Source organism: Halomonas sp. ML-15, from assembly GCF_014779595.1.
GTDB lineage: Bacteria > Pseudomonadota > Gammaproteobacteria > Pseudomonadales > Halomonadaceae > Franzmannia.
Genome location: NZ_JACXZT010000001.1, coordinates 83,683 through 109,662 on the forward strand (window position 1 = coordinate 83,683; position 25,980 = coordinate 109,662).

Sequence of the window (25,980 nt, forward strand, 5' to 3'; positions counted from 1 at the left end):
AGTCTACGCTGCGCGCCGGTGACGTCGCCATGATCAACAGAGGAGAGACGCCGTGCAGGCCTTGTCCGTGGAGCAGTACGCGCGCTTGCAACAGCTGGCGCGGGCCTATCAGCATCGCTGCGCTGCGACCATCAAGCGCCATCCAGCGCGCAACCCGCACCTGGGGGTGGATCTGCTGTGTTTTCAGCCGCTGCCCGATACTCCCGATGTGCAGGAGCTGGTGGGAGCGTTGATCACGCCGATTTCGCTGTCGCTGGCGGTGGTCAGCGTCACCCCGCTGGCACTGCGCGACGATATGCCGAGACGCTGGCTGGCGCTGCCGGGCGGCGAGTATCCCCTGGAACCGCTGGCGCTGGGTGAGAACGACGGCTTGTGGCAGTGTCCGCTGCTCGATGACCTGTCTGACCTTGCGTCCGTGCACGAGGCCAACAGGCTGGCGCAGCATCTTCTCGAACGGGTGCTGAGCGCCTGATGTGGTTACGCGGTTAGCGGCGCACCGGGCGTTTCTGAAGCTTGCGCTGCAGGGTGCGGCGGTGCATGCCCAGGGCCCGGGCAGTGGCCGAGATATTGCCGTCATGCTCCTGGAGGACTTTCTGTATGTGCTCCCAGGTGACCCGATTGATCGACGGTGGGTTGTCGGCCAGTTCGGTATTGGGATCGCCGCTCTGCTTGTCGAGGGCCGTCAGGATCTCGTCGGCATCGGCCGGTTTGCACAGATAATTGACGGCTCCGAGCTTGATCGCCTCGACGGCGGTGGCGATGCTCGAATAGCCGGTCAGCACCACGACGCGGCACTCTGGCACCACATCGAGCAGTTCGGGCAGCAGCTTGAGGCCGGAGCTGTGCTCGAGCTTGAGATCCAGGGTGGCAATATCGGGCTGCTGGCGATGGGCCAGCATCAGCGCTTGCTCGGCATCGTTGGCCACCTCGACCTCGAAGCCGCGGCGCGTCATGGCACGCTGCATGACATGGCAGAACATTTCATCATCGTCGATGATCAGCAGGCGTTGCGGTTGGTCTTGCATGCGCTTCCCTCGTCACTCGTGGTGCGGTGGTCCCCTAGCCCTGGCTGGTGTCCGGGCGCGGGAGTTTTACTTCGGTGAGGGTGCCGCCCTCTTCATGGTTATAGAGGCTCACGCCACCGCCGAAGCGGTTGATGGTGGCGTGGGTCAGGAATAGCCCGATGCCCATGCCTTTACTCTTGGTCGAGATGAAGGTGTCGCCGAGCTGATCGGCAATCGACATCGCCACGCCGGGGCCGTGGTCGCGAATGTCGATGATGATCTCGTCACTGTTCCAGTCGAGGCTCACGGCAATCTTCTCGGGATTGGCGTCGGCGGCGTTGTTGAGCAGGTTCGTCAGCGCCTGCTCGAGGGTGGCATCCACCGCCAGTGTTGGCATGCCGCGGCGCTCGGCGATATCCAGCTGATGGCTGACATCGGGGCGCAGCACCAACCAGCGCTGTACCACCTGGGCCAGCCACTCGCCGGCGGGTCGCAGTTCGGGTTCGGCCAGGCGTCGTCGGTCGGCATTGGCTACCAGGTGCTGCAGTCGCGATTTGCAGGTATCGACCTGCTGGCGAAGCAGGTCGATGTCGGCGCTCAGTTGAGGATTGTCGTGAGCATCCTCCCGCATCTCGTTGAGCAGCACTGCCATGGTCGACAGCGGCGTGCCGAGCTCATGGGCGGTGCCGGCGGCCTGAGTGGCCACGGCCAGCACCTGCTCGTTGCGCAGTGCGGCCTCACGGGTGCGCGACAGGGCCTGGTCGCGCCCTCGCAGTGCGTGGGCCATCTTGTAGATGAAGAAGGTCACCAGCCCCGCCGAAAGACCAAAGTTAAGCCACATGCCGAGTACGTGAAGGCTGATCGAGCCGGCGATGATACCGTGACTGAGTTGCGGCACCGGCTCGAAGAACAGCATCAGGAAGGTGTAGCCGGCCATGGCAGCGCTGGCAATCAACCAGGCAAAGCGCCACGGCAGCGTCGCCGCGGCAATGGTGATCGGCACCAGGTAGTAGGTGATGAAGGGGTTGGTCGAGCCGCCGGTAAAATAGAATAGCAGCGTCAAGCCGGCCACATCGGCCAACAGGTGGAGCAGATATTCGGTGTCGGTCACCGCTCTGGGGCGGCCCAGGCGCCACCAGGTGGCGACGTTGATCAAGCCCATGGCGACAATCACGCAGATCACCGGTACCACGCGCAGCTGAAAGCCGATCACCTCGATGCCGAAGATGATGGCCGCCAGGAAGCCTGTCCAGGTGATGCCGCGGACGATGGTCAGGCGTACCAGGTTGCGATTGGGCGTCGACAGCGGAAGTGGCAGGGCGGGGTGCATGGGCGCTCCGGAGATGTTCTGCTGCCATGATACCGCATCGACGCGGCCGGCTCAGCCGCTTTGGCGGCTTGTGGCCCTACTTTCAACGGCCTAGACTCAACAGCAAATGGACGACACAGGAGTGATGAGATGCGCGAGGAACGGATTTCCGACGCCGAGCTGGTCGAGAGGCTCCACGAGTGTCTGGCCGGTGAGCGTGTGGTGGTGGCGAGTGAATCGGCGCGCTATCCGGCGCGGATTCAGCATGTCGGCGCCACTGGTCTCAAGGTGATTCCCGAACCGGCGCTCGAGGGTAGCCATGGGGCACCGGGGGATATCGAGGGTCACATGGTGTCATTCGGCGATATCGAGTCACTGGAACTGGGCGAAGTGCGCTTCCTGCGCGACCACTAGCAGCGGATGCGAGGCGCAGGCGGTATGCGTTATCATGCGCGCCACTAATGCCGCTTGCCAGATAGGCGGCCGCTCATTCGTCACAGGGCCAATCATGCCAGACACCGCCATTGCTCGCGAAGCCGAGCTGCGCCGTACCTTCGCCATTATTTCGCACCCCGACGCGGGCAAGACCACCATTACCGAGAAGCTGCTGCTGTTCGGCAATGCCATTCAGTTGGCAGGCTCGGTCAAGAGCAAGCGCGCCGAGCGCCACGCCACCTCCGACTGGATGAAGATGGAGCAGGAGCGTGGCATCTCGGTGACCACGTCGGTGATGCAGTTTCCCTATGGCGGGCGCATCGTCAATCTGCTCGATACGCCGGGCCACGAGGACTTTTCCGAGGACACCTACCGCACCCTCACTGCGGTGGACTCGGCGCTGATGGTGATCGATGGCGCCAAGGGCGTCGAGGATCGCACCATCAAGCTGATGGAGGTGTGTCGCCTGCGCACCACCCCGATCCTGACCTTTATCAACAAGATGGACCGCGACATTCGTGACCCCATCGAGGTGATGGATGAAGTGGAGACGGTACTCAATATCCAGTGTGCGCCAATGACCTGGCCGATCGGCATGGGGCGCCACTTCAAGGGCGTCTACCACCTTTATAACGATGTCATCCATCTCTACACCCAGGGCCAGGGCAGCCGTATCCCCGATGACAAGCGTATCGAGGGGCTCGACAACCCCGAGGTGGAGGCGGTACTCGGTGCCGACCAGGCCGAGGAACTGCGCATGGAAGTTGAATTGGTGCGCGGCGCCTCCCACGAGTTCGATCTGGAGGCGTATCGCCGCGGTGAGCTGACGCCGGTCTATTTCGGCACTGCCATGGGCAATTTCGGTGTGCGCGAGATGCTCGACGGCTTCGTCGAGTTCGCCCCCGCACCGCAGCCGCGGGAGACCGATACCCGCGATGTGACGGCCCACGACGAGCGCTTCAGCGGTTTCGTTTTCAAGATCCAGGCCAATATGGACCCCAAGCATCGCGACCGGGTGGCGTTTCTGCGGGTCTGCTCCGGCAAGTATGAGAAAAACATGAAGATGCGCCACGTGCGGATCGGCAAGGACGTCAAGATCGCCGACGCCCTGACCTTCATGGCCTCGGATAGATCGCAGGTCGAAGAGGCGTGGCCCGGCGACATCATCGGACTGCACAACCACGGCACCATCCAGATCGGCGATACCTTTACCGTTGGCGAGAACATGCGCTTCACCGGGATCCCGCACTTTGCGCCGGAGCTATTCAAGCGCGTGCAGCTCAAGGACCCCTTGAAGATGAAGGCGCTGCAGAAGGGCCTGCAGCAGCTTTCGGAGGAGGGCGCGACCCAGGTCTTCATGCCGCTGGACAACAACGACCAGATCGTTGGTGCGGTGGGTTCACTGCAGTTCGATGTGGTCGCCCACCGTCTCAAGGAGGAGTACAAGGTCGACTGCGTCTACGAGGCGGTCAATGTGCAGACCGCGCGCTGGATCTACTGCGACGATGCCAAGATGCTCGACGAGTTCAAGCGCAAGGCGAGCGCCAATCTGGCTCTGGACGGCGGCGGCTACCTGACCTATATCGCCCCTACGCGGGTCAATCTGCAGATGACCCAGGAGCGCTGGCCGGATATTCGCTTTGCCGCTACGCGGGAGCATTAAGCGCTCGGCGCCCAGCGCCGAGTAGAAGTGAGCCGTGCCAGCCTGTGCGCGCGATAGGGCCGGCTAACCTTGCCGCGTACAACGCTCACACGCTGTGAACCCTTCCCTGGGCGCTCCATTTGTCATCCATGACAAATGAGGTTCGCTTTTGTACGCGCCAAGCGCCGGCCCGTTCCGGCGTTGGCGATCTCTCCAGCACGGTACAATCTATGCTAATCGACGCCCACTGCCATCTCGATTTCCCCGACTTCGATAGCGACCGCGAGGCGGTCATCGCCCGGGCCAAGGCTGCGGGCATTGGCGGCTTCGTGGTGCCGGGCACCACCCGCGCCCGCTGGCCGGACGTGCTGGCGCTGGGGCGTCGCGATGACGTCGCGGTGTGCCTGGGGTTGCACCCCTACTTTATGGATGAGCACGCCGAAGAGGACCTGGAGGCGCTGGACGCTGAGCTGGTGGCTAACCCTCAGGTGATCGCCGTGGGCGAGTGCGGCATCGACGCGCGCTTCAGCGATACCTGGGAGGCGCAGTGGCGGCTGTTCGATGCCCAGGTGCGCCTGGCCAAGCGCCATACGCTGCCGCTGGTAATTCACTGCGTACGGGCCAATGACCAGTTGGCCAAGCGGCTGCGCCAGCTGGCACCGCCTGCCGGGGGGCTGATCCATGGCTTTGCCGGCTCGCCCGAACAGGCCAAGGCCTTCATTGAGCTCGGCTTCGTGGTGGGACTAGGCGGTGCGCTCACCCACCTTCGGGCAAAGCGGCTGCAGCGTGCCGTCGCCGCGCTGCCGGATGACGGTTATGTGCTGGAGACCGACAGCCCCGACATGCCGCTGGCCGGCCATCAGGGAGAGCGTAACGAGCCGGCACGGGTGGCCGAGGTGTGCCGCCAAGTGGCGGCGCTGCGCGGCCAGCCCGAGGAGGACGTCGCAGCGGCCAGCACTGCCACCGCACAGCGCTTGTTTGGCGTCGGCATTATCGCCTCAGGCGTCAGCGAATAGCGCTTCGGGATCGAGGCGCTCCAGCGGGTAGGGCAGCGGGATGCGGGTACAGGGGTGTCCCGCCACGCTCAGGGGCTCCGCCAGCTCGCGAGTGCTGAGTACCGCCAGCAGCTCGATATGGCCCTCGCCGTCGTATTCGGCGGCAATCACATCGCCCTGGCGCTTGCCCGCCGCGTCATTCACGGCGTCACCCGCTGGCGGCGGCGTATCGCCGTCGAATTGCAGGTGCACCAGACGCTTCTTCACCTGGCCACGGAAGTGCGCCCGCGCCACCACTTCCTGACCGGTGTAGCAGCCCTTCTTGAAGCTGATACCGCCCAGCGCTTCCCAGTTGAACATCTGTGGCAGGTAAGCGTCCTGCTGGCCATCATCGACCCACGCCAGGCCTGACCGAATATCCTGCAGGCACCACGCGGCGTTGCCTGTCGGTATGGCATTGGCAGCCAGCCGCGCCCAGCGTGGCGACATGGCGTCCTGGGAATCGATCAGCAGCAGCCTCGGGACTGGTCCCGGATGGCGCAGGACCTGTAGCGTCGATGAGGTCGCTTGCTGCCACGGTTTCGGCGTGGCCAGGCCGGTCTCTGCCTCGACCAGAGATAGGGCAGCGTCACCCATGACCCCTATCAGTGCCAGATCGTCACGAGCCTCGATGCCGACCTTGTAGAAGGGTGCAAACTTGGCGAGGTGCGCTTGCAGCGGGGCAATCCGCTCGCTGGGCATTAGCAGCCAAAGCCGCTCAGCGTCGACGCGCAGCAGCTGTGCAGTGGCGAGCATGCGACCCTTGGGGGTACAGAAGGCCGTGAGGGGCGCGACCTGGCCGTCGGCGAGCTCCACCTGGGCGCTGGTTTGCCCCTGGAGAAATGTCACCCCGCCCTGGCCGTGAATTTCCAGCACCCCGAGATGCACGAGGGGCGTGATCATGGCCTGCCCGGGGGGCCGGGGGGGGCTGGTCTGCGCTGCGAACGTGACGCGATGTGAGCCTTGGGGGATAGCGCCTTGATGACGGCTCCAGTCAAGCATGACAACTCCGGGTGCGGTAGCGGAACGGGGGGTTTCGGGCATCGCCCATGGTACTCCAATGGGGGCGGTGCGTGGTGTTTCAAGCCAGGCGGTAGGGTGTGGCACAGCATGCTAGACTGGCAGGCTTATTGTGATGATCGTGGAGGGCGGAGCATGGCGCAGATATCGCTGTCATTCGAGGGTGTCGACGACGCCGAACTGATCAACCGCATTACCACCGCGCTGATGATGGTCGATGGGGTGGAGAGCGCCGAAGTCGGTCGCCATGGCGCCGAGGTCGATGGCCGTGTGCGGCGCGAGGCGTTGATCGAGGCGCTGGCGCCGCTCAAGGTCAAGGTGCGCTGATGGCCATTACCGTGATCAGCCAACAGGCCGGCACGCTTCGGCAGCGGGTGGAACTCGAGGGCTTCGAGGCCCTCTATGTAGACGCACCTCGGATCGTCGGTGGCGAAGAGAGTGCGCCTGATCCCCACGACTACTTTGATCTGTCACTTGGGGCGTGCAAGGCGATCACCGCGCAGATGTATGCCCAGCGCAAGGGCTGGGCCCTGAGCGGCGTCACCGCAGTGGTCAGTCGCGACGAGCGGGATGAGCGGCGTGGCATCTACCGACTCGAGGTCGCCCTGACCTTTCATGGGGTCAACGACGCCGAGCGGGAGGCGCGGCTCACCGAGATCAGTGACCGCTGCCCCATTCATCGTCTGATGACCAGCGCCACGGTCGAGATCACCACGCGCCAGGGCTGAGTCGTAGTTATACCGTTATCTTACTGGCAAGAGACTCCGTCCATGCAAAAACGCTTCGAGCTGCAGTCCAAGTTTCAGCCCGCCGGCGACCAGCCGGTGGCCATCGAGTCGTTGATCAAGGGATTGGACGCGGGACTGACGCACCAGACGCTGCTCGGCGTCACCGGGTCCGGCAAGACCTTTACCATGGCCAATGTGGTTCAGCGCCTGCAGCGCCCGACCATCGTCATGGCGCCCAACAAGACCCTGGCGGCCCAGCTCTACGGCGAATTCAAGGGGTTCTTCCCCGACAATGCCGTGGAGTACTTCGTTTCGTACTATGACTACTACCAGCCGGAAGCCTATGTGCCCTCCTCGGACACCTTTATCGAGAAGGACGCCTCGATCAATGACCACATCGAGCAGATGCGGCTGTCGGCGACCAAGGCATTGCTCGAGCGGCGCGATGCGCTGATCGTGGTGTCGGTATCGGCGATCTACGGTCTTGGCGATCCCGAGCAGTATTTGAAGATGCGCTTGCACGTCAATCGTGGCGAGCTTATCGACCAGCGCAAGATGCTGCGCCGCCTGGCGGAGCTGCAGTACACCCGCAATGACATGGACTTCCGCCGCGGCACCTATCGCGTGCGTGGTGACGTGATCGATATCTTCCCGGCGGATTCAGAAGAGGAAGCGGTGCGCGTCGAGCTGTTCGATGACGAGATCGACTCGATCAGCCTGTTCGATCCGCTCACCGGCGAAGTCCGTGGCAAGGTGCCACGGATGACCATCTACCCCAAATCGCACTACGTCACGCCACGCCAGACGATTCTCGAGGCCGCCGAGAGCATCAAGGGTGAGCTGGTCGAGCGCCTCGACTGGCTGCGCAAGCACGATAGACTGGTGGAGGCGCAGCGCCTCGAGCAGCGCACCCTCTACGATATCGAGATGATGTTCGAACTGGGCTACTGCAACGGCATCGAGAACTACTCGCGCTACCTCTCCGGGCGCGCTCCGGGCGAGCCGCCGCCGACCTTCTTCGACTACCTGCCGGCGGATGCGCTGCTGTTTATCGATGAGTCCCATGTCAGCGTTCCCCAGGTCGGCGGTATGTACAAGGGCGACCGCTCGCGCAAGGAGACCTTGGTGGAGTACGGCTTCCGCCTGCCGTCTGCGCTCGATAACCGTCCGATGAAGTTCGAGGAGTGGGAGCGGATCTCGCCGCAGACGATCTTCGTCTCCGCAACCCCCGGCCCCTACGAGGCCGAGCATGCCGGCCAGGTGGTGGAGCAGGTGGTGCGGCCCACTGGCCTGGTCGACCCCGAGATCGAGGTGCGTCCGGCCTCGACCCAGGTCGACGACCTGCTGTCGGAGATCCGCCTGCGCGCCGAGGTCGGCGAGCGCGTATTGGTGACGACCCTGACCAAACGCATGGCCGAAGACCTGACCGAGTATCTCGATGAGCATGATGTGCGGGTGCGCTACCTGCACTCCGATATCGATACCGTGGAGCGGGTCGAAATCATCCGCGACCTGCGGCTGGGCAAGTTCGACGTCCTGGTGGGCATCAACCTGCTCCGTGAAGGTCTGGATATCCCCGAGGTGTCGCTGGTGGCAATCCTCGATGCCGACAAGGAGGGGTTTCTGCGCAACGAGCGTTCGCTGATACAGACCATGGGACGTGCCGCGCGCAACGCCCACGGCAAGGCGATTCTCTACGGTGATCGGGTCACCGACTCGATGCGCCGCGCTATCGACGAGACCGACCGCCGGCGTGCCAAGCAGGTGGCGCACAATCTGCAGCACGGCATCACCCCAACCACCGTGACGCGCTCGGTCGCCGATATTCTCGAGGCGGCCGCGGCGCCCGGCTCACGCAAGAGCAAAGGGCGCAAGAGCGAGCGCAAGGTGGCCGAGGGGCAGGGCGACTATAGTGTGCCACTCGACGCCGCTGGCCTGACCCGCGAAATCAGCCGGATCGAGGATGCCATGTTCGAAGCGGCCCAGAACCTGGAGTTCGAGGAGGCAGCCAGGCTGCGCGACCGCTTGCAGGACCACAAGGCGCGCCTGCTGGCGCTGGGCTGAGTCGATGCCGGAAGGTCCCGAGATCCGGCGCGCCGCTGACCGCCTTGGCAAGTTGCTGATCGGTCGTCCGCTGGTGGCCGTGTGGTTCGCCTTTCCCGAGCTTGCGCGGCAGGCCGATACGCTGCTGGGGCTGCGTGTTACCGAGGTGGACAGCTGGGGCAAGGCGCTGCTGACGCGTTTTGAGGACGGCAGGGTGCTCTACTCGCATAACCAGCTCTATGGCCGCTGGATGCTGCATGCCTGGAACAAGCCTCCGTCGACGTCGCGCAGCCTGCGCGCACAGTTGGCAACCCAGACCCACGCGGCCAGCCTCTACAGTGCCTCGGATATCTCGCTGCATGATGGGCAGACGCTGTCGGAGCATCCTTTCCTGAGCAGGCTAGGACCTGACCTGCTGACGCATCAGGTGACCCCCGAGGATGTCATGCAGCGGCTGCTGCTGCCGCGTTTCAGACGGCGGGGGCTAGGCGGGCTGCTACTCGATCAGCGCTGCTATGCCGGAATTGGTAACTACCTGCGCTCGGAGATGCTGTTTTTCGCTGGTCTACGGCCGCAGCGGCGGCCCGAAAGCCTGACTCCGGGCGAGCTAGAGCGCATGGCACAGGTCATGGTGGCAACCATGGCCCAGGCCTATCACGAGGCGGGAGTTACCAACCGTCGTGAGTGGCGCCTGACACTACAGGAGGCGGGACTGCCACGCCGTGTATGGCGACATGCGGTATTTGACCGCGCCGGAGCGCCCTGTCATTGCTGCGGCGCCTTTATAGAGAAAATCAGCGTGGCGTCGCGGCGGCTCTACCTGTGCCCGCGTTGTCAGCAGTAGTAGGCGCTACTTCACTACGAATTTATACCGTTATCTATGTTCGGCGTGATGGCGTAGCACGGATATTCCGACCTTAGCGTTAGTCGCCTGATCAAGGTCACCAGATAGGGTATAATCCGCGCCGCTTAGAACCGTTCGTCGCCACGGTAACCGTTCCCTGACCACAGTGCCGTGCGCCTTATGCCATAGCCAAGGAGCTAGCTGCTCATGACCGTGATCCGCCAGGATGACCTTATCCAGAGCGTCGCAGACGCCCTACAGTATATTTCCTACTATCATCCCAAGGACTTCATCGACGCCATGCACGGGGCGTATCAGCGTGAGGAGAATCCAGCGGCCAAGGATGCGATTGCCCAGATCCTGATCAACTCGCGGATGTGTGCCATGGGGCACCGCCCGATCTGTCAGGATACCGGTATCGTCACGGTGTTTCTGCATGTGGGGATGAACGTGCGCTGGGAGGCCGATATGAGCCTCGACGACATGGTCAACGAGGGCGTGCGTCGCGCCTACAACCTGCCGGATAACGTCCTACGTGCTTCGGTACTCGCCGATCCGGATGGCAAGCGCCAGAATACCGGCGACAATACCCCGGCGATCATTCATCACAAGATCGTGCCTGGCGACACCGTCGAGGTACACGTGGCGGCCAAGGGCGGCGGCAGTGAGGCAAAGTCGAAGTTTGCCATGCTCAACCCCTCCGACAGCGTGGTCGACTGGGTGATGGAGCAGTTGCCCAAGATGGGGGCCGGCTGGTGCCCGCCGGGAATGCTCGGCATCGGCATCGGTGGCACCGCCGAGAAGGCCATGGAGATCGCCAAGGAGGCGCTGCTCGATCCTATCGATATCCAGGAGCTGCAGGCTCGCGGTGCCAGCAACCGTGCCGAAGAGCTGCGCCTGGAGCTGTTCGACAAGGTCAACAAGAGCGGTATCGGCGCCCAGGGCCTAGGTGGCCTCACCACGGTGCTGGATATCAAGGTCAAGGACTATCCGACCCATGCTGCCAACAAACCGGTGGCGATCATTCCCAACTGCGCCGCGACACGTCACGCACACTTCACACTGGACGGCTCTGGCCCCTCGGCACTGCCCGCCCCCAAACTAGAGGACTGGCCGGAGATCACCCGTGAAGCCGGCGACAACGTCAAGCGTGTCGATCTCGACACCATCACCCCGGAAGATGTGCAGACCTGGCAGCCCGGTGACACCCTACTGCTCAATGGCAAGCTGCTGACCGGTCGTGATGCCGCTCACAAGCGTATGACCGACATGATCGCCAAGGGCGAACCACTGCCGGTCGATATGAAAGGTCGCTTTATCTACTACGTCGGCCCGGTAGATCCGGTGCGTGATGAAGTGGTGGGGCCTGCTGGACCGACGACTGCTACGCGCATGGACAAGTTCACGCGCACCATGCTCGAAGAGACCGGTCTGCTGGGCATGGTCGGCAAGGCCGAGCGCGGTCCGGCGGCAATCGAGGCGATCCGTGATAACAAGGCCTGCTACCTGATGGCCGTCGGCGGTTCCGCCTATCTGGTGGCTCAAGCCATCAAGGATTCGCGGGTGGTGGGTTTCGAGGATCTGGGCATGGAAGCCATCTATGAGTTCGAGGTCGAGGACATGCCGGTGACCGTGGCAGTCGATAGCCAGGGCACCTCGGTCCATCAGACCGGCCCCGCCAAATGGAAGGAGATTATCGCCGAACGCGCCTGATTGGCTCGCCGCGGCCCCGCCTCTGGCGGGGCCGCATGGGTTACGGGTATGATGACAGCCCGATTCACGGATCAGGGAGCGTCCATGACATCCTGGCTGATGGGCCTAGCCATCTTCATGGTGCACCTGCTGGGTGTTCTCTCCGCGGTGCTGGCACTGATGTCGAGCCGTACCTCCCAGGGCGCGATTGCCTGGATCATTTCTCTGATTACCTTCCCCTATGCCGCCTTGCCTGCCTACTGGATCTTCGGTCGGCCGCGTTTCTATGGCTATGTCTCTGCTCGCGGTGAGCGCGATACCGTGCTGCGCCGAGTGCTGGCTCGCTATCGAGAGCAGATAGAGCCCTACCTGGCGGATGCCAAGATCGGAGAGGTGAGGGCCGTCGAGCAGTTGGCCATGATGCCACTCACCAGCGGTAACCGCGCCGAGCTGCTGATCGACGGGGACGCCACCTTCGCTAGCCTGTTCGCCGGCATCGACGCTGCCGAGGAGTACCTGCTAGTCCAGTTCTTTATCGTTCGTAACGACGCCCTGGGCCTGCAGTTCAAGGATCACCTGGAGCGCGCCGCAGAGCGGGGGGTGCGTGTCTATTTCCTCTACGATGAGATCGGCAGCCGCAAGCTGGGGGAGGGCTACCTCAACGATCTGCACGATGCCGGCGTGGCGGTGAGTGCCTTCAACTCGTCGCGCGGTGTTCGCCATCGTTTCCAGCTCAATTTCCGCAACCATCGGAAAGTGCTGGTGGTAGACGGTCATGAAGGGTGGCTCGGCGGCTTCAACGTAGGCGTGGAGTACCTTGGCCAGCATCGCAAGCATGGGCCCTGGCGTGATACCCACCTCAAGCTGACCGGCCCCAGCGTGCTGGGTCTCCAGGAGGCCTTCTGGGAAGACTGGCACTGGGCTACCGGCGAGGTCTTGAATCTAAGTTGGACGCCGCAGAGCACCTGCGACGACTGTCAGAACGTGGTGATCGTGCCGTCGGGCCCCGCCGACCGCCAGGAGACCGCCAGCCTGCTGGTTCAGCAGGCCATTCACAGTGCCAGCGAGCGGCTATGGGTCACCAGCCCCTATTTCGTGCCCGATCAGGGCGTGCAGGATGCCCTGCGCCTGGCGGCGATGCGCGGTGTGGATGTGCGGGTCATGATTCCCGAGCGCCCCGACCATTTGCTGGTGTATCTCTCGGCGTTCTCGTTCCTGCCCGACATGCTGCGCGCCGGGGTCAAGGTATACCGCTACCAGCCAGGCTTCCTGCATCAGAAAGTGATGTTGATCGATGGCCATAGCGCAACGGTAGGCACCATCAATCTCGATAATCGTTCCTTCAGACTCAATTTCGAGATCACTGCCTACGTGCCGGATCGCCACTTTGCCGCCGAGGTGCGTTTGATGCTCGAGAAGGATTTTGCCGACTGCCGTCGCATCACCTACGACGAACTCAGAGACCGTGCGCTATGGCGCAAGCTGTTATCGCGGGCGGCCTATCTGCTATCGCCGATTCAGTAGGCGTTTGCGTCATCGGGTTACAGCGATTCGACAGCGTATTTGTCGAACTCCATCATCCACGCTAAAGTGCTGATTTTTCAGTTCCGCCTACCTTGCAGGTCGATGTGCGGAACGCTGACTGACGAGCAGTGGAGTTGCGGTGAACCTCGAAACGAAGTGGCTCGAAGATTTTGTCGCCTTGGCCAATACGCGCAGCTTCTCGGCCTCCGCACGCCAGCGCCATGTGACGCAGCCCGCCTTTAGTCGGCGGATCCGCTCGTTGGAGCAGGCGGTGGGGGTGACCCTGGTCGATCGCTCGACCACTCCGGTGGGGTTAACGCCGGAAGGACAGCTGTTTCTGGTCACCGCGCGCAACCTGGTCGAGCAGCTCAGCGAGTGCCTGGGTCATCTGAGGGGGTTGTCGATGGCCAACGAGGCGCTGGATATCGTCGCTGCGCACTCCTTGGCGCTGACCTTCTATCCGCAGTGGATCTCACGCCTGCAGCAGGGCACCGGCGAGCTGCCGACGCGGCTGATCGCCATGAACATGGGGGAAGCGATCCATGTGCTGCGCGAAGGCAACTGCGACCTGATGCTCGGTTACTACGACCCCTATGCCAGCATGCAGCTCGATGCCGAGGTATTCCCGTCTTTCTCGATTGGCCAGGTCAAGATGGTGCCGGTGTGCTTGCCCGATGCCAGTGGGGCGCCGCGCTACCCCCTGGAGGATAGCGAATCGATTCCCTTTCTCTCTTATACCCAGGGGGCTTTTCTTGGGCGCAGTGTGCGCATGTTGCTCAAGAACGATCCGCTGCGCATGCGCCTGCGTACCGTCTATGAAACCGCCATGGCCGAGGGGCTTAAGGGCATGATGCTGCAGGGGGCCGGGCTGGCCTGGATCCCCGATTTCTGCATCCGTGAGGAGCTGGCCAGCGGCCGCCTGGTGCGTGCCGGTGGCCATGAGTGGGATGTGCCGTTGGAAATCAGGCTCTATCGCTGTTCGCTGGTGCACAAGCCGGGCGTCGAGAAACTTTGGCGACAAATGCAGAAGCTGCCCCGCGACTTCCTGCAGGCCTGACGGCTCAGGCCCCTCCAAAGTCGGCAGGCAGGCCGAGAAAATTCTGGATAATGAAGAAGTGGTCTTCGAACAGGCTTTCGGGCTCGAGGTCGGCCAGCGCCACCCAGCGCGCATGGTCGCCGCCCTTGGCCGGTTTGAGCTGAGGCAGCTGCTGCTCCGGGCGCAAGGCAAAATAGAAGGCTTCGGCCAGGGTTCGGCCACGCCAGCTGCGGTGGGGTTCGTCGAACAGTCGCTGGCCGCGCAGCGAGCCCTTGAGTACCGGCTCCGGGACCTTGAGGCGCAGCCGCTCCCGGAGTTCGCGAAGACAGGCATCCAGCAGTCGTTCATGGGGGTTGATGAAGCCGCCGGGGAGCGCCAGTAGCCCTTTGCCGGGCGCCGCCGTGCGCTTGACCAGTAGCACATGACCTGACTGCACCACCACGGCGTTAACGGTGACGAAGATCGGCGGGTAGGGCGCCTCGGCCCAGGCGCTGCGGTATTGATTGAGCAGCTGCTGCTCCTCGATCAGGCGTTGAAACGGCTCTGCGTCGGTGAACTCGCCGATCGCGGTGTGCACACTGGGAGGTAGGTCGTGAGCGGCGCCGGTAGAGAGGTAGTCCCCCGCTGAGGAGTGGGAGTGGAACAGCCGCTCGCGGATCTGGCTGGCCGAAATGCCTTCCACCAGCGGTACGCTGACCGACTCCCACTGGGGGAACAGCGACAGGTAGTAGCTCGATTGGCCGCGACTGGCGCCGATCAGTGCAATACGCGGCAGGCGCCCGTGCTGCGGGCTGGCGATATCGCGCACCTTGCGCTGCACGTCGCGCACCCAGACATCATCATTATAGAGCGCATCGAGTAGCGGCTCGATGTCGAGGCGCTGATTGTCCTCCTCATCGAAACAGCTGCGCAGCATCGCCTGGCGCTCATCGAAGCGCCACGGATTACGCAGCGAGCGAGCCTGCCATGCCGAGCCAACCAGCACGATTACCTGGCGGGCATGTTTTAGCGCCTCGTGGATGACCGCCAGATGGCCCAGGTGGGGGGGCTGGAAGCGCCCGATAAAGACCAGGCAGTCGAAGTCGGGGGCTGAATCATCGTGCGCGGATGATGCTTGCGGGGTCGACGCCATGCGGGCTCCGTGGGCAGTTGAGTGGAGCCATTATCAGAGCTCGCCCGGCTGGCTGCAATGCGGCGTTGACCCTGCGTCTGCAGAGGCAAACTCACTGACGTATGCTTTAGAGGAGCCTAATCACAGCCGGGAGTCCGCATGATCAAGCATCACACCCTCTACTGGTGGCGAATCGTTCAAGGCGCTATTCAGCTGTGGCTGCGGCGCAACGCCTTCAGCTATGCAGGGTCGCTGGCGTTTTACACGCTGTTCTCACTGGCGCCGACAGTGATTATCGCGGTGACGGTGATTGGCGTGGTGCTGGGAGAGGACGCCGCCCAGGGGCAGATCGTGGCTCAGTTGCAGGGCACCATGGGCGAAGATGCCGCCACTATGGTCGAGCAGGCGGTCGCTCAGTCGCGAATCGAGGAGTCGGGCCTGATGCCGACCTTGCTGGGGATTGGGGCGCTGCTGGTGGGGGCGACCACCGTATTTGCTCAGATGCAGTTCTCGCTGAATACCATCTGGGATGTGACGGCCAAGCCAAGCGGCAACAGTCTGCTGATCTTTATCAAGAATCGCGTACTCTCGCTGACCGTGGTGCTGGCGATCGGTTTTATACTGCTGGTATCACTGGTGTTCGGGGTAGCGCTGCGCGCCGCCCTCAATCACACCGAAGATCTGCTGCCGATGTTTGGCGTGCTGGCAGGCAGTGCCGAATTCCTGATTTCACTCATGATGATTGCTGCGCTGTTTGCGACCATTTTCAAAGTGCTGCCGGATGTGGTGCTGGGCTGGAGGGACGTTATCGTCGGTGCCGCAGTGACCGCCGTGCTGTTTGCACTGGGGCGCTACGGTATCGCCGCCTATCTGGCCTATACCGCTACGGCATCGACCTACGGGGCAGCCGGCTCGGTGGTCGTGATACTGCTGTGGGTCTACTACAGTTCGCTGATCCTGCTGTTCGGAGCGGCATTTACCAAGTGCCATCTACTGGCCCGAGGCAGAACCATCGTGCCGCGCAACTCAGCGGTAGTGGTCAGGCACGAACTCGATGTGTAAGGAGGATGCCATGAGCAAGTGCTCCGTCAAGGCCACCGTTACCGGCAAGGTGCAGGGCGTGTGGTACCGCCGCTCGACTCAGGAGCAGGCGCTACGGCATGGGGTCACCGGTTATGCCAAGAACTTGCCCGACGGTCGTGTGGAAGTACTGCTGTGCGGCGAGAGCGGTGCGGTCAACACGGTTATCGAGTGGTTGTGGAAGGGGCCACCCGGCGCCCGGGTAACCCACGTCGAGCTCGAAGGCGTCGAATACCGCGACCGTGACGCCTTCGTGACGCTGTGATGCTCACTTGAGGGTATCGACGATCCATGTCACCACTGCCGGGCCGTCGGCGTTCAAGCATACCTCGACGAGTGGCGTACGCGACCAGCGCGTGTCGATAAAGTCGCGCCCCTCGGGAGCGAACAGGGTCTGGCCCTCGGCATCGCCGTCGGTCACCACGCTGAGGTGGCCGCGGGCGGTGGTGAACAGCTGCGGCGCCATCAGCCAGGCTAGCGCGCAGCTGTCGTGGGGGCAGCAGCCGTCGATGCCCAGCGCCTGTTGATAGAACTCGCGGTAGAAGGCGTAGCTGCCCTTGAGCACCTCGCCGAGCCGGCCTTGGCCCGCGGCAATGGCGTCCATATCCGCCGGCGAGAGCACGCAGCGGTGGGTGGCATCCAGCCCCACCATGACCAGCGGCCAGCCGGCGGTGAGTGCCCGCGATGCGGCGTGGGGATCATTGAAGATATTGGCCTCCGCCACCGGTGTGACGTTGCCCCCCTCCTTGATCGAGCCGCCCATGATGACTACCTGCTTGACCCGTTCGACGATGCTCGGATCGAGCTGCAGAGCCGCCGCCAGGTTGCCCAGCGGTCCCACGGCCACCAGCGTTACCTCACCGGGACGGGCGTTGACGGTATCGACGATAAACTGCGCCGCGCTGCGCGGATCGGCTTGGCCGTGCACCGCGGGCAGCTCGATATTGCCCAGGCCGTTGGCGCCGTGAATATGCGCCGGTGCCGGATACTTGGTCTTGACCAGCGGCGCTGCGGCGCCCTGGGCGACGGGAATCGACTGGTCGGCCAGCTCGCTGAGTAGCAGCGCGTTGTGAGTGGCAGTGGCGATATCGACGTTGCCATAGGTAGTGGTCAACCCCAGCAGCTCGATATCGGGGTGGGCAAGGGCAATGGCGATCGCCTGGGCGTCGTCGACGCCGGGGTCGGTATCGAAGATGATCGGAGTCGTCATGCGGTGTCCTTGTAGTGGATAAGGCGGTGGGTGGCGCAACGTCAGTATGCCGCAACTGCCAGCGATGGCCAGGCGTCGAGAGCCGTCTCGACCTCGGCGGCGAGCGGGATGCTGGGAGCCGCGCCCTCGCGCTGGACGCACAGGGCCGAGGCGGTACTGGCGCGCTGCAGGCACGCCAAGGCTTCTTCGCCGGCCTGGCGAGCGGCCATGAAATAGCCAATGAAGGTATCGCCGGCGGCGGTAGTATCGACGGCCTCGACGCGATGCGCAGGAAGCATCAGCTGCTGCCGCTCACTGTGGTAACACACACCATCGCCGCCAAGCGTCAGTACCAGTTCGGTCTTGGGCAGGCGCTGCGCCAGTGCCTCCAGCAGCTGACGCGGTGAGCTGCCTTCGGGCAGGTCAACCAGCGCTGCGGCCTCGCCGCGGTTGACGAACAGTAGCCGACAGGCGCTGAGCGGTAGGCCGGCGGCAGTATCGTTCATCGGCGCAGGGTTGAAGGCGATCTCCAGGCCGGCTTGCTGGGCGCTGACCAGCAGGTGCTCGAGACCATTGCACTCGTTCTGCAGCAGCAGGGTGTCGCCGGGCTGAGTCTGGCCCAGCAGGCCATCGAGCGCGGCAGTGCTGAAGCCGTGGTTGGCCCCGGGGTGCAGGATGATAGCGTTTTCGCCCTGGTCATCGACCTGAATCAGCGCATGGCCGCTGGGCTCGTCGTAAAGTTCGGTGCCGTCGAGGCCGACGCCGGCCTGGGACAGAATCTGCAGCGCCCAGGCATCGGCGCGTCCCAATCGCCCCCAGTGCTCGACCTGGCCACCGGCACGGGCCAGAGCAAGCGACTGGTTGGCGCCCTTGCCGCCCAGCACTTGTTGATAGTGGCGGCTGGCCAGGGTTTCACCGGGGCGCACCAGATGGGGCACTCGGTAGACATGGTCGATATTGATCGAGCCGAAGTTGTACGTGGGGCGAGGCATGCGGCGTCTTCCTTGCTTGTGTGGCAGGGCGCGGGAGGCTAGCAGATTCGGCTCAGCCTGTCCTGGACGCCCGCCAGGCGCGCAGATTGTCCACCGTCAGGGCCACCACGTTGGCGCGGGACTCGGGGGTGATCCAGGCGTTGTGAGGTGTCACGATCAGATTGAGCGGTTCGCGGCTGGCGTCGATCAGCGGGTGGCCGTCGCGGGGTGGTTCTACCGGCAGAGAGTCGACGCCGAGACCGCCCAGGGTGCCGGCACGCAGAGCGGCAAGTGCCGCCGCTTCGTCGACGATACCGCCACGCGCGCAGTTGACCAGCAGGGCGTCGTCTTTCATCTGCGCGAGCATGCTGGCGTCAATCAGGCCGCGGGTGGCATCGGTCAGCGGGCAGTGCAGGCTGATGATGTCCGCCGTCGGGGCCAGCTCGGCGAGTCCAGGCCGCTTGTCGTTGGCCTCGTTGCCCGGGCGCGCGGCGAAGGTCACCTGCATGCCGAAGGCCTCGGCGAGCTGGGCGACTCGCGAGCCGAGCTCGCCCTGGCCGACGATCACCAGCCGCTTGTCGGCCAGTTGCAGGGTGCGGTGGTCCATCAGGCAGAAGAACGGGTTTTCGTCCCAGCGGCCGGCGGCGACATCCTGCTGATAGAGGGGCAGGCGATTGGCCAGCGCCAGCATCAGCATCAGGGTATGTTGGGCGACGCTGGCGGTTCCGTAGGCGGCGACGTTGCGTACCTCGATGCCGTGGCGCTCGGCGGCGGCCATGTCGATATTGTTGGTGCCGGTGGCGAGCACGCAGATCAGCTCCAGGGCCGGCAGCTGGTCGAGCAGCTCGGCATCGAGTACTACCTTGTTGACCAGGGCGATGCGCGCCCCGGCGAGGCGCTCCAGGCGCTGCTCGGGGAGGGTGATGGCATGCACGTCGAGGCTATCGACCTGCTCGCGTATCGGCGTCAGGTCGATGTCCTCACCCAGGGTGGCGGCGTCCAGAATCACGGCTTTCATGGCAGTTCCTCGCTGGAATTGTCAGTGGGGCGGCTGGCCTTGCCCGTTGGGGGGCTCAACACGCTATACTATCCGGCTTTCGAGCCAGGCTTGGAAAGCGCGATCCCTTGGAATGGGCGCGGCTGACCCTATATTCCCTGTTCGGCCCCAGGCAGCACCGCCAACAGTTTGACTCAGCGGTTCGCCAAGGCCTTATCGCATTGTGGTCTTTCGGAGAGATATGAACCATGCCCATCTACGAATATGAGTGCAAGGCCTGCGGCCAACGTCTCGAAAAGCTTCAGAAGATCAGCGCCGCGCCGTTGACCGACTGCCCCAGCTGCAAGAGCCCGGCGCTGAGTCGTCTGGTCTCCGCGGCGGGTTTCCGTCTGGCCGGCGGCGGCTGGTATGAAACCGACTTCAAGTCCGGCAGCAAGAAGAATCTGGCAGGTGACGGCGGAGAGAGCAAATCGCCGAGCAAGACCCCAAGCAAGGATGGCGCCGCGGCCTGAGCCGGGCGCCGTGCCTGACCCTTTCGATCCATTGCAACAGAACAGGATGTAACATGCGCAGCCATTATTGCGGCCAGCTCAACGAGACCCTGGTGGATGACCAGGTCACCCTGTGCGGCTGGGTACACCGTCGCCGTGACCACGGCGGGGTGATTTTCCTCGACATGCGCGACCGTGACGGCATCGCCCAGGTAGTGGTGGATCCCGATACCGAGGAGGCCTTTGCCACCGCCGATCGCGCCCGCAATGAGTACGTGCTGCGCATTACCGGTCGCGTGCGCCCGCGCCCGCAAGGCACCGAGAATCCCAACATGCCCACCGGCATGATCGAGGTGCTGGCCAAGCAGGTCGAGGTGCTCAACAGTGCGGCCACGCCGCCGTTCCAGCTTGACGAACACGGCAAGGTGGGCGAGGAGGTGCGTCTCAAGCACCGCTATATCGACCTGCGCCGCCCGGAGATGATCGACAAGCTGCGCCTGCGCTCGCGGATTTCACATAACGTGCGCGCCTACCTCGAGAACCAGGGTTTCCTGGATATCGAGACGCCGATCCTGACCCGCGCCACCCCGGAAGGTGCCCGCGACTATCTGGTGCCGAGCCGTACCCACGCCGGCAGCTTCTTTGCCCTGCCGCAGTCACCACAGCTGTTCAAGCAGCTGCTGATGGTGTCGGGTTTCGACCGCTACTACCAGATCGCCAAGTGCTTCCGCGATGAAGATCTGCGCGCCGATCGTCAGCCGGAGTTTACCCAGATCGATCTCGAGGCCTCGTTCGTCGAAGAAGACGACATCATGGGCATCACCGAGTCGATGATTCGTGGGCTGTTCCAGGAGGTGCTCGACGTCGAGCTGCCGAGCTTCCCGCGCATGCCCTACAGCGAGGCGATGTCGCGGTTTGGCTCCGACAAGCCGGACCTGCGCATCCCGCTGGAGCTGACCGACGTCGACGACCTGATGGCCAAGGTCGACTTCAAGGTGTTTTCTGGCCCGGCCACCGCCGCCGATGGCCGCGTGGCGGCGCTCAAGGTGCCGGGGGGCGCCGAACTATCGCGCAAGGCGATCGACGAGTACACCAAGTTCGTCGGTATCTATGGCGCCAAGGGGCTGGCCTGGATCAAGGTCAATGAGCGTGCCAAGGGGCTGGAAGGGCTGCAGTCGCCGATCGTCAAGTTCATGGAGAACGTGATCGACGACCTGCTCGAGCGCCTCGACGCTCAGGATGGCGATATCATCTTCTTCGGCGCCGACAAGGCGCGAGTCGTCAACGAGGCGCTGGGCGCGCTGCGCGTCAAGCTGGGCGAGGATCTCGATCTCTACACCCAGGACTGGGCGCCGCTGTGGGTGGTCGACTTCCCGATGTTCGAGGCCGACGACGCGGGGCGCCTGCATGCGCTGCACCATCCGTTCACTGCGCCGTCCTGCAGCCCCGATGCGCTCAAGGCGGAGCCGGCGTCTGCACTGTCACGGGCCTATGACATGGTGCTCAACGGTACCGAGCTGGGCGGTGGTTCGATCCGTATTCACGACCAGGCCATGCAGCGCACGGTCTTCGAGGTGCTGGGCATTGGCGAGGCCGAGGCCGAGGAGAAATTCGGCTTCCTGCTCGACGCCCTGAAGTACGGCGCGCCGCCCCACGGTGGCCTGGCCTTCGGTCTCGATCGACTGGTGATGCTGATGACCGGCGCCAAGACCATCCGCGAAGTGATTGCCTTCCCCAAGACCCAGAGCGCCAGCTGCCTGATGACCGATGCCCCCGGCGAGGTCAGTCCCGAGCAGCTCAAGGAGCTCAATATCCGGCTGCGCCAGAAGGCCAAGCCGGAGACGGCTGGCGAGTGATTCTCGCCATGCTCGCAGTACAGTTTGTCGGCGCCCGCGTGGCGCCGATACTGTCTCTGCCTTGTATCCCTGGTGAGCGGAGGGCGGCATGCTGATCCTCGGCATCGACCCCGGCTCACGGATCACCGGCTACGGCGTGCTCGATGTATCGCTGGCCACACCGCGCTACGTGGCCAGCGGCTGCATCCGTATCCAGGCCGACGAGCTGTCCCAGAAGCTGGCCCAGGTATACGCCGGTATCAGCGAACTGATCGCCGTGCACTGCCCCGGCGAATTCGCCATCGAGCAGGTATTCATGGCCAAGAATGCCGACTCGGCGCTCAAGCTGGGGCAGGCCCGTGGCGCGGCGATCGTGTGTGCCGCCAACCACGGCCTGCCGGTCAGTGAATATGGGCCGCGCCAGATCAAGCAGGCCGTTACCGGAACCGGCGCTGCCGACAAGACTCAGGTGCAGCATATGGTCACCGCCATCCTGGGCCTCAGTGCCACGCCGCAGGCGGATGCCGCCGATGCGTTGGCCATCGCCTTGACCCATGCTCATGCGCGGCTGGGGCTCGTGCAGCGCGGCAGCTACGGCGGGCGCGGGACGGCCAAGGGCCGTGGCAAAGGGTGGCGCGACTACCGCCCCGGCTAGCGCCGAGGCACTTCCGGAGGATTATCAAACAGTGTTTGAAGACGCTGGTCAGCCGTCGCGGCGACCAGTATAGTGGCAAGCCAGTCAGCTCAAGGATGCGATGCATGATTGGACGCCTGCGAGGCACCCTGCTCGAGAAACAGCCGCCCTGGCTGGTGCTCGATGTCGGCGGGGTCGGTTACGAGATTGAAGCTTCGATGAATACGTTGTTGGCGCTGCCCGCCGCCGGCGAGCAGGTCCAGCTGTATACCCATCTGATCGTTCGCGAGGATGCGCATTTGCTGTTCGGGTTTGCCCGAGAGCAGGAGCGCGCCCTGTTTCGCGCGCTGATCAAGGTCAATGGCGTAGGGCCCAAGCTGGCCCTGGCGATCCTTTCCGGCATGGAAGAGTCGCAGTTCATCCGCTGTGTCATGGATGATGACGCCAAGGCGCTCACGCGCCTGCCCGGGGTCGGCAAGAAAACCGCCGAGCGGCTGATCATCGAGATGCGCGATCGCTTTCCGCACTGGCAGCAGGGCGGTGAACTCGGCGACCTGGAGCGGGCCGCCAACCCAGTGGCGAACAGTGCCGACCCGCTGCTGGATGCCGAGGCGGCGCTGGTGTCGCTGGGCTACAAGCCCACCGAGGCCACCAAGATGCTCAGCGGTCTCGACAAGGGGCTCTCCACCGAGGCCTTGATCAAGGCTGCCCTGACCCGCAAGCTGGCAGGTTAAAGGAGCGACGCATGACGCCCATGAGAGCGACGAATGATTGACAGCGATCGTCTGATCGCGGCCGACAGCCAGCCCGGCGAGAGCCGGGTCGATCATGCCATCCGCCCGCAGCGACTGGCCGACTATATCGGTCAGCCGGCGGTGCGTGAGCAGCTGGATATCTTTATCAGCGCGGCTCGTGGCCGCGACGAGAGCCTCGATCACACCCTGGTGTTCGGTCCGCCGGGGCTGGGCAAGACCACCCTGGCGAATATCATCGCCGCCGAGATGGGCGTCGATATCAAGTCGACCTCCGGGCCGGTGCTCGAGCGCGCCGGTGACCTGGCCGCGATGCTGACCAATCTTCAGCCTGGCGACGTGCTGTTCATCGACGAGATTCACCGCCTGTCGCCAGTGGTGGAGGAGGTGCTGTATCCGGCGATGGAGGATTTTCAGCTGGATATCATGATCGGCGACGGCCCCGCGGCGCGCTCGATCAAGCTCGACCTGCCGCCCTTTACCCTGGTGGGGGCGACCACCCGCGCCGGTCTTCTGACCTCGCCGCTGCGTGATCGCTTCGGCATCGTGCAGCGACTGGAATTTTATGATGTGACGGAACTGACCGAAATCGTCACTCGCTCGGCACGGCTGCTGGGGGTGACGGCAGACCGGCCGGGGGCCACCGAGATCGCGCGCCGTGCCCGCGGTACGCCACGCATCGCCAACCGTCTGCTGAGGCGGGTGCGTGATTTCGCCGAGGTGCGCGGAGATGGCGCCGTCGATGCGGCTATCGCCGATAGCGCGCTGAACATGCTGCACGTCGACCGCCACGGCCTGGATCATATGGACCGTCGGCTGCTGTTGGCGATGATCGAGAAGTTCGACGGCGGGCCGGTGGGCGTCGACTCGCTGGCCGCGGCGATCGGCGAAGAGCGCGATACCATCGAGGATGTCATCGAGCCCTACTTGATTCAGCAGGGCTTCATGATGCGCACCGCTCGTGGGCGCGTCGTCACTCGCCAGGCCTATCAGCATTTCGGGATTCCTGCGCCGGCGGAGCGCGATGCGGGGAGCGGGGCATGAGTCGCTTCAGCTGGCCGGTGCGCGTCTACATCGAGGATACCGATGCCGGCGGCATCGTCTATTACGTCAACTATCTCAAATATATGGAGCGGGCACGCAGCGAGTGGTTGCGGCAGTACGAGGTCACCCAGCAGGGGTTGCTCGACGCCAATATCCAGTTGGTGGTACATCGTCTCGAGTGCCGCTATGCCAAGCCCGCCCGCCTCGATGATGCGCTGCAGGTCAGCGCCGAAATCGAACGTCACGGCGCCTGCCAGATGACCTTTCATCAACAGGTGACGTGCGGCGGGGAACCCTTGTGCGACGCTCGGGTCGACATCGCCTGTATCGATGCGACCCGCCTCAAACCGACGCGATGGCCAGCGCCGCTGCGTGCCGCTCTGCGCGGTCAACACTTGCAAGACTGACGAGGATAGCCGTGAACGACTCCATGTCCATTCCCCACCTGATCATGAGCGCCAGTACCGTGGTGCAGCTGGTCATGCTGCTGCTGACGGTGGGCTCGATCGCCTCCTGGATCGTGATCTTCCAGCGCACCTTCGTGATGCGACGCGCCAAGAAGACCCACCTGGCGTTCGAGGAGCGCTTCTGGTCCGGGGTCGACCTCAACGAACTCTATCGTGAGACGCCCTCCGAGCAGGAAACCAACGGTGCCGAGCATGTGTTCCGTGCCGGATTCCGCGAGTTCAACCGTCTGCTACCCAAGACCCGCAGCCCCCAGGCGATTCTCGATGGTGTGCAGCGCTCGATGCGCGTGGCCTGGTCCCGGGAAGAGGAGCGCCTCAACCTGCATCTGGTGTTCCTTGCCACCGTGGCCTCGGCGAGCCCCTATATCGGCCTGTTCGGCACCGTGTGGGGCATCATGGGCTCGTTCCAGAGCCTGTCGATGACCGACCAAGCGACCCTCTCCACGGTGGCGCCCTGGATCGCCGAGGCGCTGATCGCGACGGCCATGGGGCTGTTCGCGGCGATTCCTGCGGTGATTTTCTACAACCGGCTGTCATCGGAGGCCGGCAAGCTTCTCGGCAAGTACGAAGGGTTCGCCGAAGAGTTCCACTCCATCCTGCATCGCAATCTGCAGGGACGTGGCGAAAGCGACGCCGGCTGAGGGAGAACCGCTATGCATGGTCCGTTCAATCGTGGCGGCAACCGCAAGCCGATGGCTGAGATCAACGTCGTGCCGTTTATCGACGTCATGCTGGTGCTGCTGGTGATTTTCATGATCACTGCGCCGATGCTCACTCAGGGCGTGCGCGTCGATCTGCCCCAGGTCACCTCCGAGCCGATCGATGACGTCGACGACAGCGAGCCGATCATCGTCTCGGTGGATCGTGAGGGGGAGTACTACATTTCGCTGGGCGACGAAGAGACCGCGGTATCGCTTGACGATATCGCCGACCAGATCATCATCATTCTCGATCGCCGCCCCGATACCCCGGTAATGGTGCGGGGTGATCGCAACGTCAGCTACGGCCAGGTGGTCACCTTGATGAGCACCCTGCAGATTGCCGGCGTCAGAAACGTCGGGCTGATCTCAGAGCCGCCCTCGAGTGAGAATTGAGGAA

28 protein-coding genes are annotated in these 25,980 nt (G+C 63.7%); 21 read left to right on the forward strand and 7 right to left on the reverse strand.

Annotated features, from left to right (window positions below; translation table 11 throughout):
- Window positions 1-52: 52 nt before the first annotated feature.
- Window positions 53-472, forward strand: coding sequence for a [NiFe]-hydrogenase assembly chaperone HybE (gene hybE, locus IEI94_RS00410; protein ID WP_191164486.1), 420 nt, complete (start codon window positions 53-55; stop codon window positions 470-472).
- Window positions 473-485: 13 nt separating this feature from the next.
- On the opposite strand, the gene IEI94_RS00415 is transcribed toward hybE, so the two are convergent.
- Both IEI94_RS00415 and IEI94_RS00420 read right to left on the reverse strand, forming a co-directional pair.
- The gene (locus IEI94_RS00415) at window positions 486-1,025 is read right to left on the reverse strand and encodes a response regulator transcription factor (protein ID WP_191164488.1); all 540 of its coding nucleotides are present in this window, start codon (window positions 1,023-1,025) and stop codon (window positions 486-488) included.
- 34 nt (window positions 1,026-1,059) lie between these two features.
- Window positions 1,060-2,334, reverse strand: coding sequence for an ATP-binding protein (locus tag IEI94_RS00420; protein ID WP_191164490.1), 1,275 nt, complete (start codon window positions 2,332-2,334; stop codon window positions 1,060-1,062).
- Between the two features lie 129 nt (window positions 2,335-2,463).
- On the opposite strand from IEI94_RS00420, the gene IEI94_RS00425 reads away from it, so the two are divergent.
- From IEI94_RS00425 to IEI94_RS00435, 3 genes are all read left to right on the forward strand, one after another.
- Complete coding sequence (locus IEI94_RS00425) at window positions 2,464-2,727, forward strand: hypothetical protein (protein ID WP_191164492.1); 264 nt, start codon at window positions 2,464-2,466, stop codon at window positions 2,725-2,727.
- Between the two features lie 94 nt (window positions 2,728-2,821).
- Window positions 2,822-4,411 carry a peptide chain release factor 3 gene (locus IEI94_RS00430; protein WP_191164494.1) on the forward strand — a complete coding sequence of 530 codons (1,590 nt, stop codon included), beginning with the start codon at window positions 2,822-2,824 and terminating at the stop codon, window positions 4,409-4,411.
- A 209-nt stretch (window positions 4,412-4,620) separates the two neighbouring features.
- Window positions 4,621-5,406: a TatD family hydrolase gene (locus tag IEI94_RS00435; protein ID WP_191164496.1), complete on the forward strand. Its 786-nt coding sequence runs from the start codon at window positions 4,621-4,623 to the stop codon at window positions 5,404-5,406.
- Here the strand turns inward: IEI94_RS00435 and IEI94_RS00440 are convergent.
- Window positions 5,389-6,327, reverse strand: a complete 939-nt coding sequence (locus tag IEI94_RS00440) for a YgfZ/GcvT domain-containing protein (protein ID WP_224749844.1) — start codon at window positions 6,325-6,327, stop codon at window positions 5,389-5,391. The genes IEI94_RS00435 and IEI94_RS00440 overlap by 18 nt on opposite strands.
- A gap of 252 nt (window positions 6,328-6,579) precedes the next feature.
- Between IEI94_RS00440 and IEI94_RS00445 the strand changes: the two genes are divergently transcribed.
- From IEI94_RS00445 to IEI94_RS00475, 7 genes are all read left to right on the forward strand, one after another.
- On the forward strand, window positions 6,580-6,771 hold the full coding sequence (locus IEI94_RS00445; protein WP_191164500.1) for a hypothetical protein: 192 nt from the start codon (window positions 6,580-6,582) through the stop codon (window positions 6,769-6,771).
- Entirely contained in the window at window positions 6,771-7,172 is a 402-nt protein-coding gene (locus IEI94_RS00450; protein ID WP_191164501.1) for an OsmC family protein, read from the forward strand. The genes IEI94_RS00445 and IEI94_RS00450 overlap by 1 nt, the downstream gene beginning before the upstream one ends.
- 42 nt (window positions 7,173-7,214) lie before the next feature.
- The gene (uvrB, locus tag IEI94_RS00455) at window positions 7,215-9,236 is read left to right on the forward strand and encodes an excinuclease ABC subunit UvrB (RefSeq protein ID WP_191164503.1); all 2,022 of its coding nucleotides are present in this window, start codon (window positions 7,215-7,217) and stop codon (window positions 9,234-9,236) included.
- 4 nt (window positions 9,237-9,240) lie between these two features.
- On the forward strand, window positions 9,241-10,059 hold the full coding sequence (nei, locus tag IEI94_RS00460; protein ID WP_191164505.1) for an endonuclease VIII: 819 nt from the start codon (window positions 9,241-9,243) through the stop codon (window positions 10,057-10,059).
- A gap of 207 nt (window positions 10,060-10,266) precedes the next feature.
- A complete protein-coding gene (locus IEI94_RS00465; protein WP_191164507.1) occupies window positions 10,267-11,772 on the forward strand; it encodes a fumarate hydratase in 1,506 nt (501 codons plus the stop codon).
- Between the two features lie 84 nt (window positions 11,773-11,856).
- On the forward strand, window positions 11,857-13,275 hold the full coding sequence (cls, locus tag IEI94_RS00470) for a cardiolipin synthase (protein WP_191164509.1): 1,419 nt from the start codon (window positions 11,857-11,859) through the stop codon (window positions 13,273-13,275).
- Between the two features lie 139 nt (window positions 13,276-13,414).
- The gene (locus tag IEI94_RS00475; protein WP_191164511.1) at window positions 13,415-14,332 is read left to right on the forward strand and encodes a LysR substrate-binding domain-containing protein; all 918 of its coding nucleotides are present in this window, start codon (window positions 13,415-13,417) and stop codon (window positions 14,330-14,332) included.
- Between the two features lie 4 nt (window positions 14,333-14,336).
- On the opposite strand, the gene IEI94_RS00480 is transcribed toward IEI94_RS00475, so the two are convergent.
- Window positions 14,337-15,443 (reverse strand): bifunctional nicotinamide-nucleotide adenylyltransferase/Nudix hydroxylase, encoded by a 1,107-nt coding sequence (locus IEI94_RS00480; RefSeq protein ID WP_191164512.1) that lies wholly within the window; start codon window positions 15,441-15,443, stop codon window positions 14,337-14,339.
- 138 nt (window positions 15,444-15,581) lie between these two features.
- Between IEI94_RS00480 and IEI94_RS00485 the strand changes: the two genes are divergently transcribed.
- Window positions 15,582-16,484, forward strand: a complete 903-nt coding sequence (locus IEI94_RS00485) for a YihY/virulence factor BrkB family protein (protein ID WP_191164514.1) — start codon at window positions 15,582-15,584, stop codon at window positions 16,482-16,484.
- A 10-nt stretch (window positions 16,485-16,494) separates the two neighbouring features.
- On the forward strand, window positions 16,495-16,767 hold the full coding sequence (locus IEI94_RS00490; protein WP_191164516.1) for an acylphosphatase: 273 nt from the start codon (window positions 16,495-16,497) through the stop codon (window positions 16,765-16,767).
- Between the two features lie 3 nt (window positions 16,768-16,770).
- Here IEI94_RS00490 and IEI94_RS00495 read toward each other — a convergent pair whose 3' ends face one another.
- Genes IEI94_RS00495 through IEI94_RS00505 form a run of 3 tightly spaced genes read right to left on the reverse strand, consistent with a single transcriptional unit; the run spans window position 16,771 to window position 19,680 of the window.
- Window positions 16,771-17,712: a nucleoside hydrolase gene (locus IEI94_RS00495; RefSeq protein WP_191164518.1), complete on the reverse strand. Its 942-nt coding sequence runs from the start codon at window positions 17,710-17,712 to the stop codon at window positions 16,771-16,773.
- A gap of 41 nt (window positions 17,713-17,753) precedes the next feature.
- Complete coding sequence (locus IEI94_RS00500) at window positions 17,754-18,683, reverse strand: ribokinase (RefSeq protein ID WP_191164520.1); 930 nt, start codon at window positions 18,681-18,683, stop codon at window positions 17,754-17,756.
- Window positions 18,684-18,735: 52 nt separating this feature from the next.
- The gene (locus IEI94_RS00505; protein WP_191164522.1) at window positions 18,736-19,680 is read right to left on the reverse strand and encodes a D-2-hydroxyacid dehydrogenase; all 945 of its coding nucleotides are present in this window, start codon (window positions 19,678-19,680) and stop codon (window positions 18,736-18,738) included.
- Window positions 19,681-19,907: 227 nt separating this feature from the next.
- On the opposite strand from IEI94_RS00505, the gene IEI94_RS00510 reads away from it, so the two are divergent.
- From IEI94_RS00510 to tolR, 8 genes are all read left to right on the forward strand, one after another.
- The gene (locus IEI94_RS00510; RefSeq protein ID WP_191164524.1) at window positions 19,908-20,171 is read left to right on the forward strand and encodes an FmdB family zinc ribbon protein; all 264 of its coding nucleotides are present in this window, start codon (window positions 19,908-19,910) and stop codon (window positions 20,169-20,171) included.
- Between the two features lie 53 nt (window positions 20,172-20,224).
- The gene (aspS, locus tag IEI94_RS00515; RefSeq protein ID WP_191164526.1) at window positions 20,225-22,006 is read left to right on the forward strand and encodes an aspartate--tRNA ligase; all 1,782 of its coding nucleotides are present in this window, start codon (window positions 20,225-20,227) and stop codon (window positions 22,004-22,006) included.
- Between the two features lie 88 nt (window positions 22,007-22,094).
- Window positions 22,095-22,640: a crossover junction endodeoxyribonuclease RuvC gene (gene ruvC, locus IEI94_RS00520; RefSeq protein ID WP_191164528.1), complete on the forward strand. Its 546-nt coding sequence runs from the start codon at window positions 22,095-22,097 to the stop codon at window positions 22,638-22,640.
- Between the two features lie 104 nt (window positions 22,641-22,744).
- Window positions 22,745-23,353 (forward strand): Holliday junction branch migration protein RuvA, encoded by a 609-nt coding sequence (ruvA, locus tag IEI94_RS00525; protein ID WP_191164530.1) that lies wholly within the window; start codon window positions 22,745-22,747, stop codon window positions 23,351-23,353.
- 33 nt (window positions 23,354-23,386) lie between these two features.
- The gene (gene ruvB / locus IEI94_RS00530; protein ID WP_191164532.1) at window positions 23,387-24,415 is read left to right on the forward strand and encodes a Holliday junction branch migration DNA helicase RuvB; all 1,029 of its coding nucleotides are present in this window, start codon (window positions 23,387-23,389) and stop codon (window positions 24,413-24,415) included.
- Window positions 24,412-24,822, forward strand: a complete 411-nt coding sequence (ybgC, locus tag IEI94_RS00535) for a tol-pal system-associated acyl-CoA thioesterase (RefSeq protein ID WP_191164534.1) — start codon at window positions 24,412-24,414, stop codon at window positions 24,820-24,822. The genes ruvB and ybgC overlap by 4 nt, the downstream gene beginning before the upstream one ends.
- 23 nt (window positions 24,823-24,845) lie before the next feature.
- Window positions 24,846-25,523, forward strand: coding sequence for a protein TolQ (gene tolQ, locus IEI94_RS00540; RefSeq protein WP_191164933.1), 678 nt, complete (start codon window positions 24,846-24,848; stop codon window positions 25,521-25,523).
- Window positions 25,524-25,535: 12 nt separating this feature from the next.
- Window positions 25,536-25,976: a protein TolR gene (tolR, locus tag IEI94_RS00545; RefSeq protein ID WP_191164536.1), complete on the forward strand. Its 441-nt coding sequence runs from the start codon at window positions 25,536-25,538 to the stop codon at window positions 25,974-25,976.
- The last annotated feature ends 4 nt before the right edge of the window (window positions 25,977-25,980 follow it).

Excerpts from the sequence above, each read along its gene's own strand:
- IEI94_RS00415 (WP_191164488.1), bottom strand. The coding sequence starts at position 1,025 with ATGCAAGACCAACCGCAACGCCTGCTGATCATCGACGATGATGAAATG.
- IEI94_RS00420 (WP_191164490.1), bottom strand. The coding sequence starts at position 2,334 with ATGCACCCCGCCCTGCCACTTCCGCTGTCGACGCCCAATCGCAACCTG.
- IEI94_RS00425 (WP_191164492.1), top strand. The coding sequence starts at position 2,464 with ATGCGCGAGGAACGGATTTCCGACGCCGAGCTGGTCGAGAGGCTCCAC.
- IEI94_RS00430 (WP_191164494.1), top strand. The coding sequence starts at position 2,822 with ATGCCAGACACCGCCATTGCTCGCGAAGCCGAGCTGCGCCGTACCTTC.
- IEI94_RS00435 (WP_191164496.1), top strand. The coding sequence starts at position 4,621 with ATGCTAATCGACGCCCACTGCCATCTCGATTTCCCCGACTTCGATAGC.
- IEI94_RS00440 (WP_224749844.1), bottom strand. The coding sequence starts at position 6,327 with ATGATCACGCCCCTCGTGCATCTCGGGGTGCTGGAAATTCACGGCCAG.
- IEI94_RS00445 (WP_191164500.1), top strand. The coding sequence starts at position 6,580 with ATGGCGCAGATATCGCTGTCATTCGAGGGTGTCGACGACGCCGAACTG.
- IEI94_RS00450 (WP_191164501.1), top strand. The coding sequence starts at position 6,771 with ATGGCCATTACCGTGATCAGCCAACAGGCCGGCACGCTTCGGCAGCGG.
- uvrB (WP_191164503.1), top strand. The coding sequence starts at position 7,215 with ATGCAAAAACGCTTCGAGCTGCAGTCCAAGTTTCAGCCCGCCGGCGAC.
- nei (WP_191164505.1), top strand. The coding sequence starts at position 9,241 with ATGCCGGAAGGTCCCGAGATCCGGCGCGCCGCTGACCGCCTTGGCAAG.
- IEI94_RS00465 (WP_191164507.1), top strand. The coding sequence starts at position 10,267 with ATGACCGTGATCCGCCAGGATGACCTTATCCAGAGCGTCGCAGACGCC.
- cls (WP_191164509.1), top strand. The coding sequence starts at position 11,857 with ATGACATCCTGGCTGATGGGCCTAGCCATCTTCATGGTGCACCTGCTG.
- IEI94_RS00480 (WP_191164512.1), bottom strand. The coding sequence starts at position 15,443 with ATGGCGTCGACCCCGCAAGCATCATCCGCGCACGATGATTCAGCCCCC.
- IEI94_RS00485 (WP_191164514.1), top strand. The coding sequence starts at position 15,582 with ATGATCAAGCATCACACCCTCTACTGGTGGCGAATCGTTCAAGGCGCT.
- IEI94_RS00490 (WP_191164516.1), top strand. The coding sequence starts at position 16,495 with ATGAGCAAGTGCTCCGTCAAGGCCACCGTTACCGGCAAGGTGCAGGGC.
- IEI94_RS00495 (WP_191164518.1), bottom strand. The coding sequence starts at position 17,712 with ATGACGACTCCGATCATCTTCGATACCGACCCCGGCGTCGACGACGCC.
- IEI94_RS00500 (WP_191164520.1), bottom strand. The coding sequence starts at position 18,683 with ATGCCTCGCCCCACGTACAACTTCGGCTCGATCAATATCGACCATGTC.
- IEI94_RS00505 (WP_191164522.1), bottom strand. The coding sequence starts at position 19,680 with ATGAAAGCCGTGATTCTGGACGCCGCCACCCTGGGTGAGGACATCGAC.
- IEI94_RS00510 (WP_191164524.1), top strand. The coding sequence starts at position 19,908 with ATGCCCATCTACGAATATGAGTGCAAGGCCTGCGGCCAACGTCTCGAA.
- aspS (WP_191164526.1), top strand. The coding sequence starts at position 20,225 with ATGCGCAGCCATTATTGCGGCCAGCTCAACGAGACCCTGGTGGATGAC.
- ruvC (WP_191164528.1), top strand. The coding sequence starts at position 22,095 with ATGCTGATCCTCGGCATCGACCCCGGCTCACGGATCACCGGCTACGGC.
- ruvA (WP_191164530.1), top strand. The coding sequence starts at position 22,745 with ATGATTGGACGCCTGCGAGGCACCCTGCTCGAGAAACAGCCGCCCTGG.
- ruvB (WP_191164532.1), top strand. The coding sequence starts at position 23,387 with ATGATTGACAGCGATCGTCTGATCGCGGCCGACAGCCAGCCCGGCGAG.
- ybgC (WP_191164534.1), top strand. The coding sequence starts at position 24,412 with ATGAGTCGCTTCAGCTGGCCGGTGCGCGTCTACATCGAGGATACCGAT.
- tolQ (WP_191164933.1), top strand. The coding sequence starts at position 24,846 with ATGTCCATTCCCCACCTGATCATGAGCGCCAGTACCGTGGTGCAGCTG.
- tolR (WP_191164536.1), top strand. The coding sequence starts at position 25,536 with ATGCATGGTCCGTTCAATCGTGGCGGCAACCGCAAGCCGATGGCTGAG.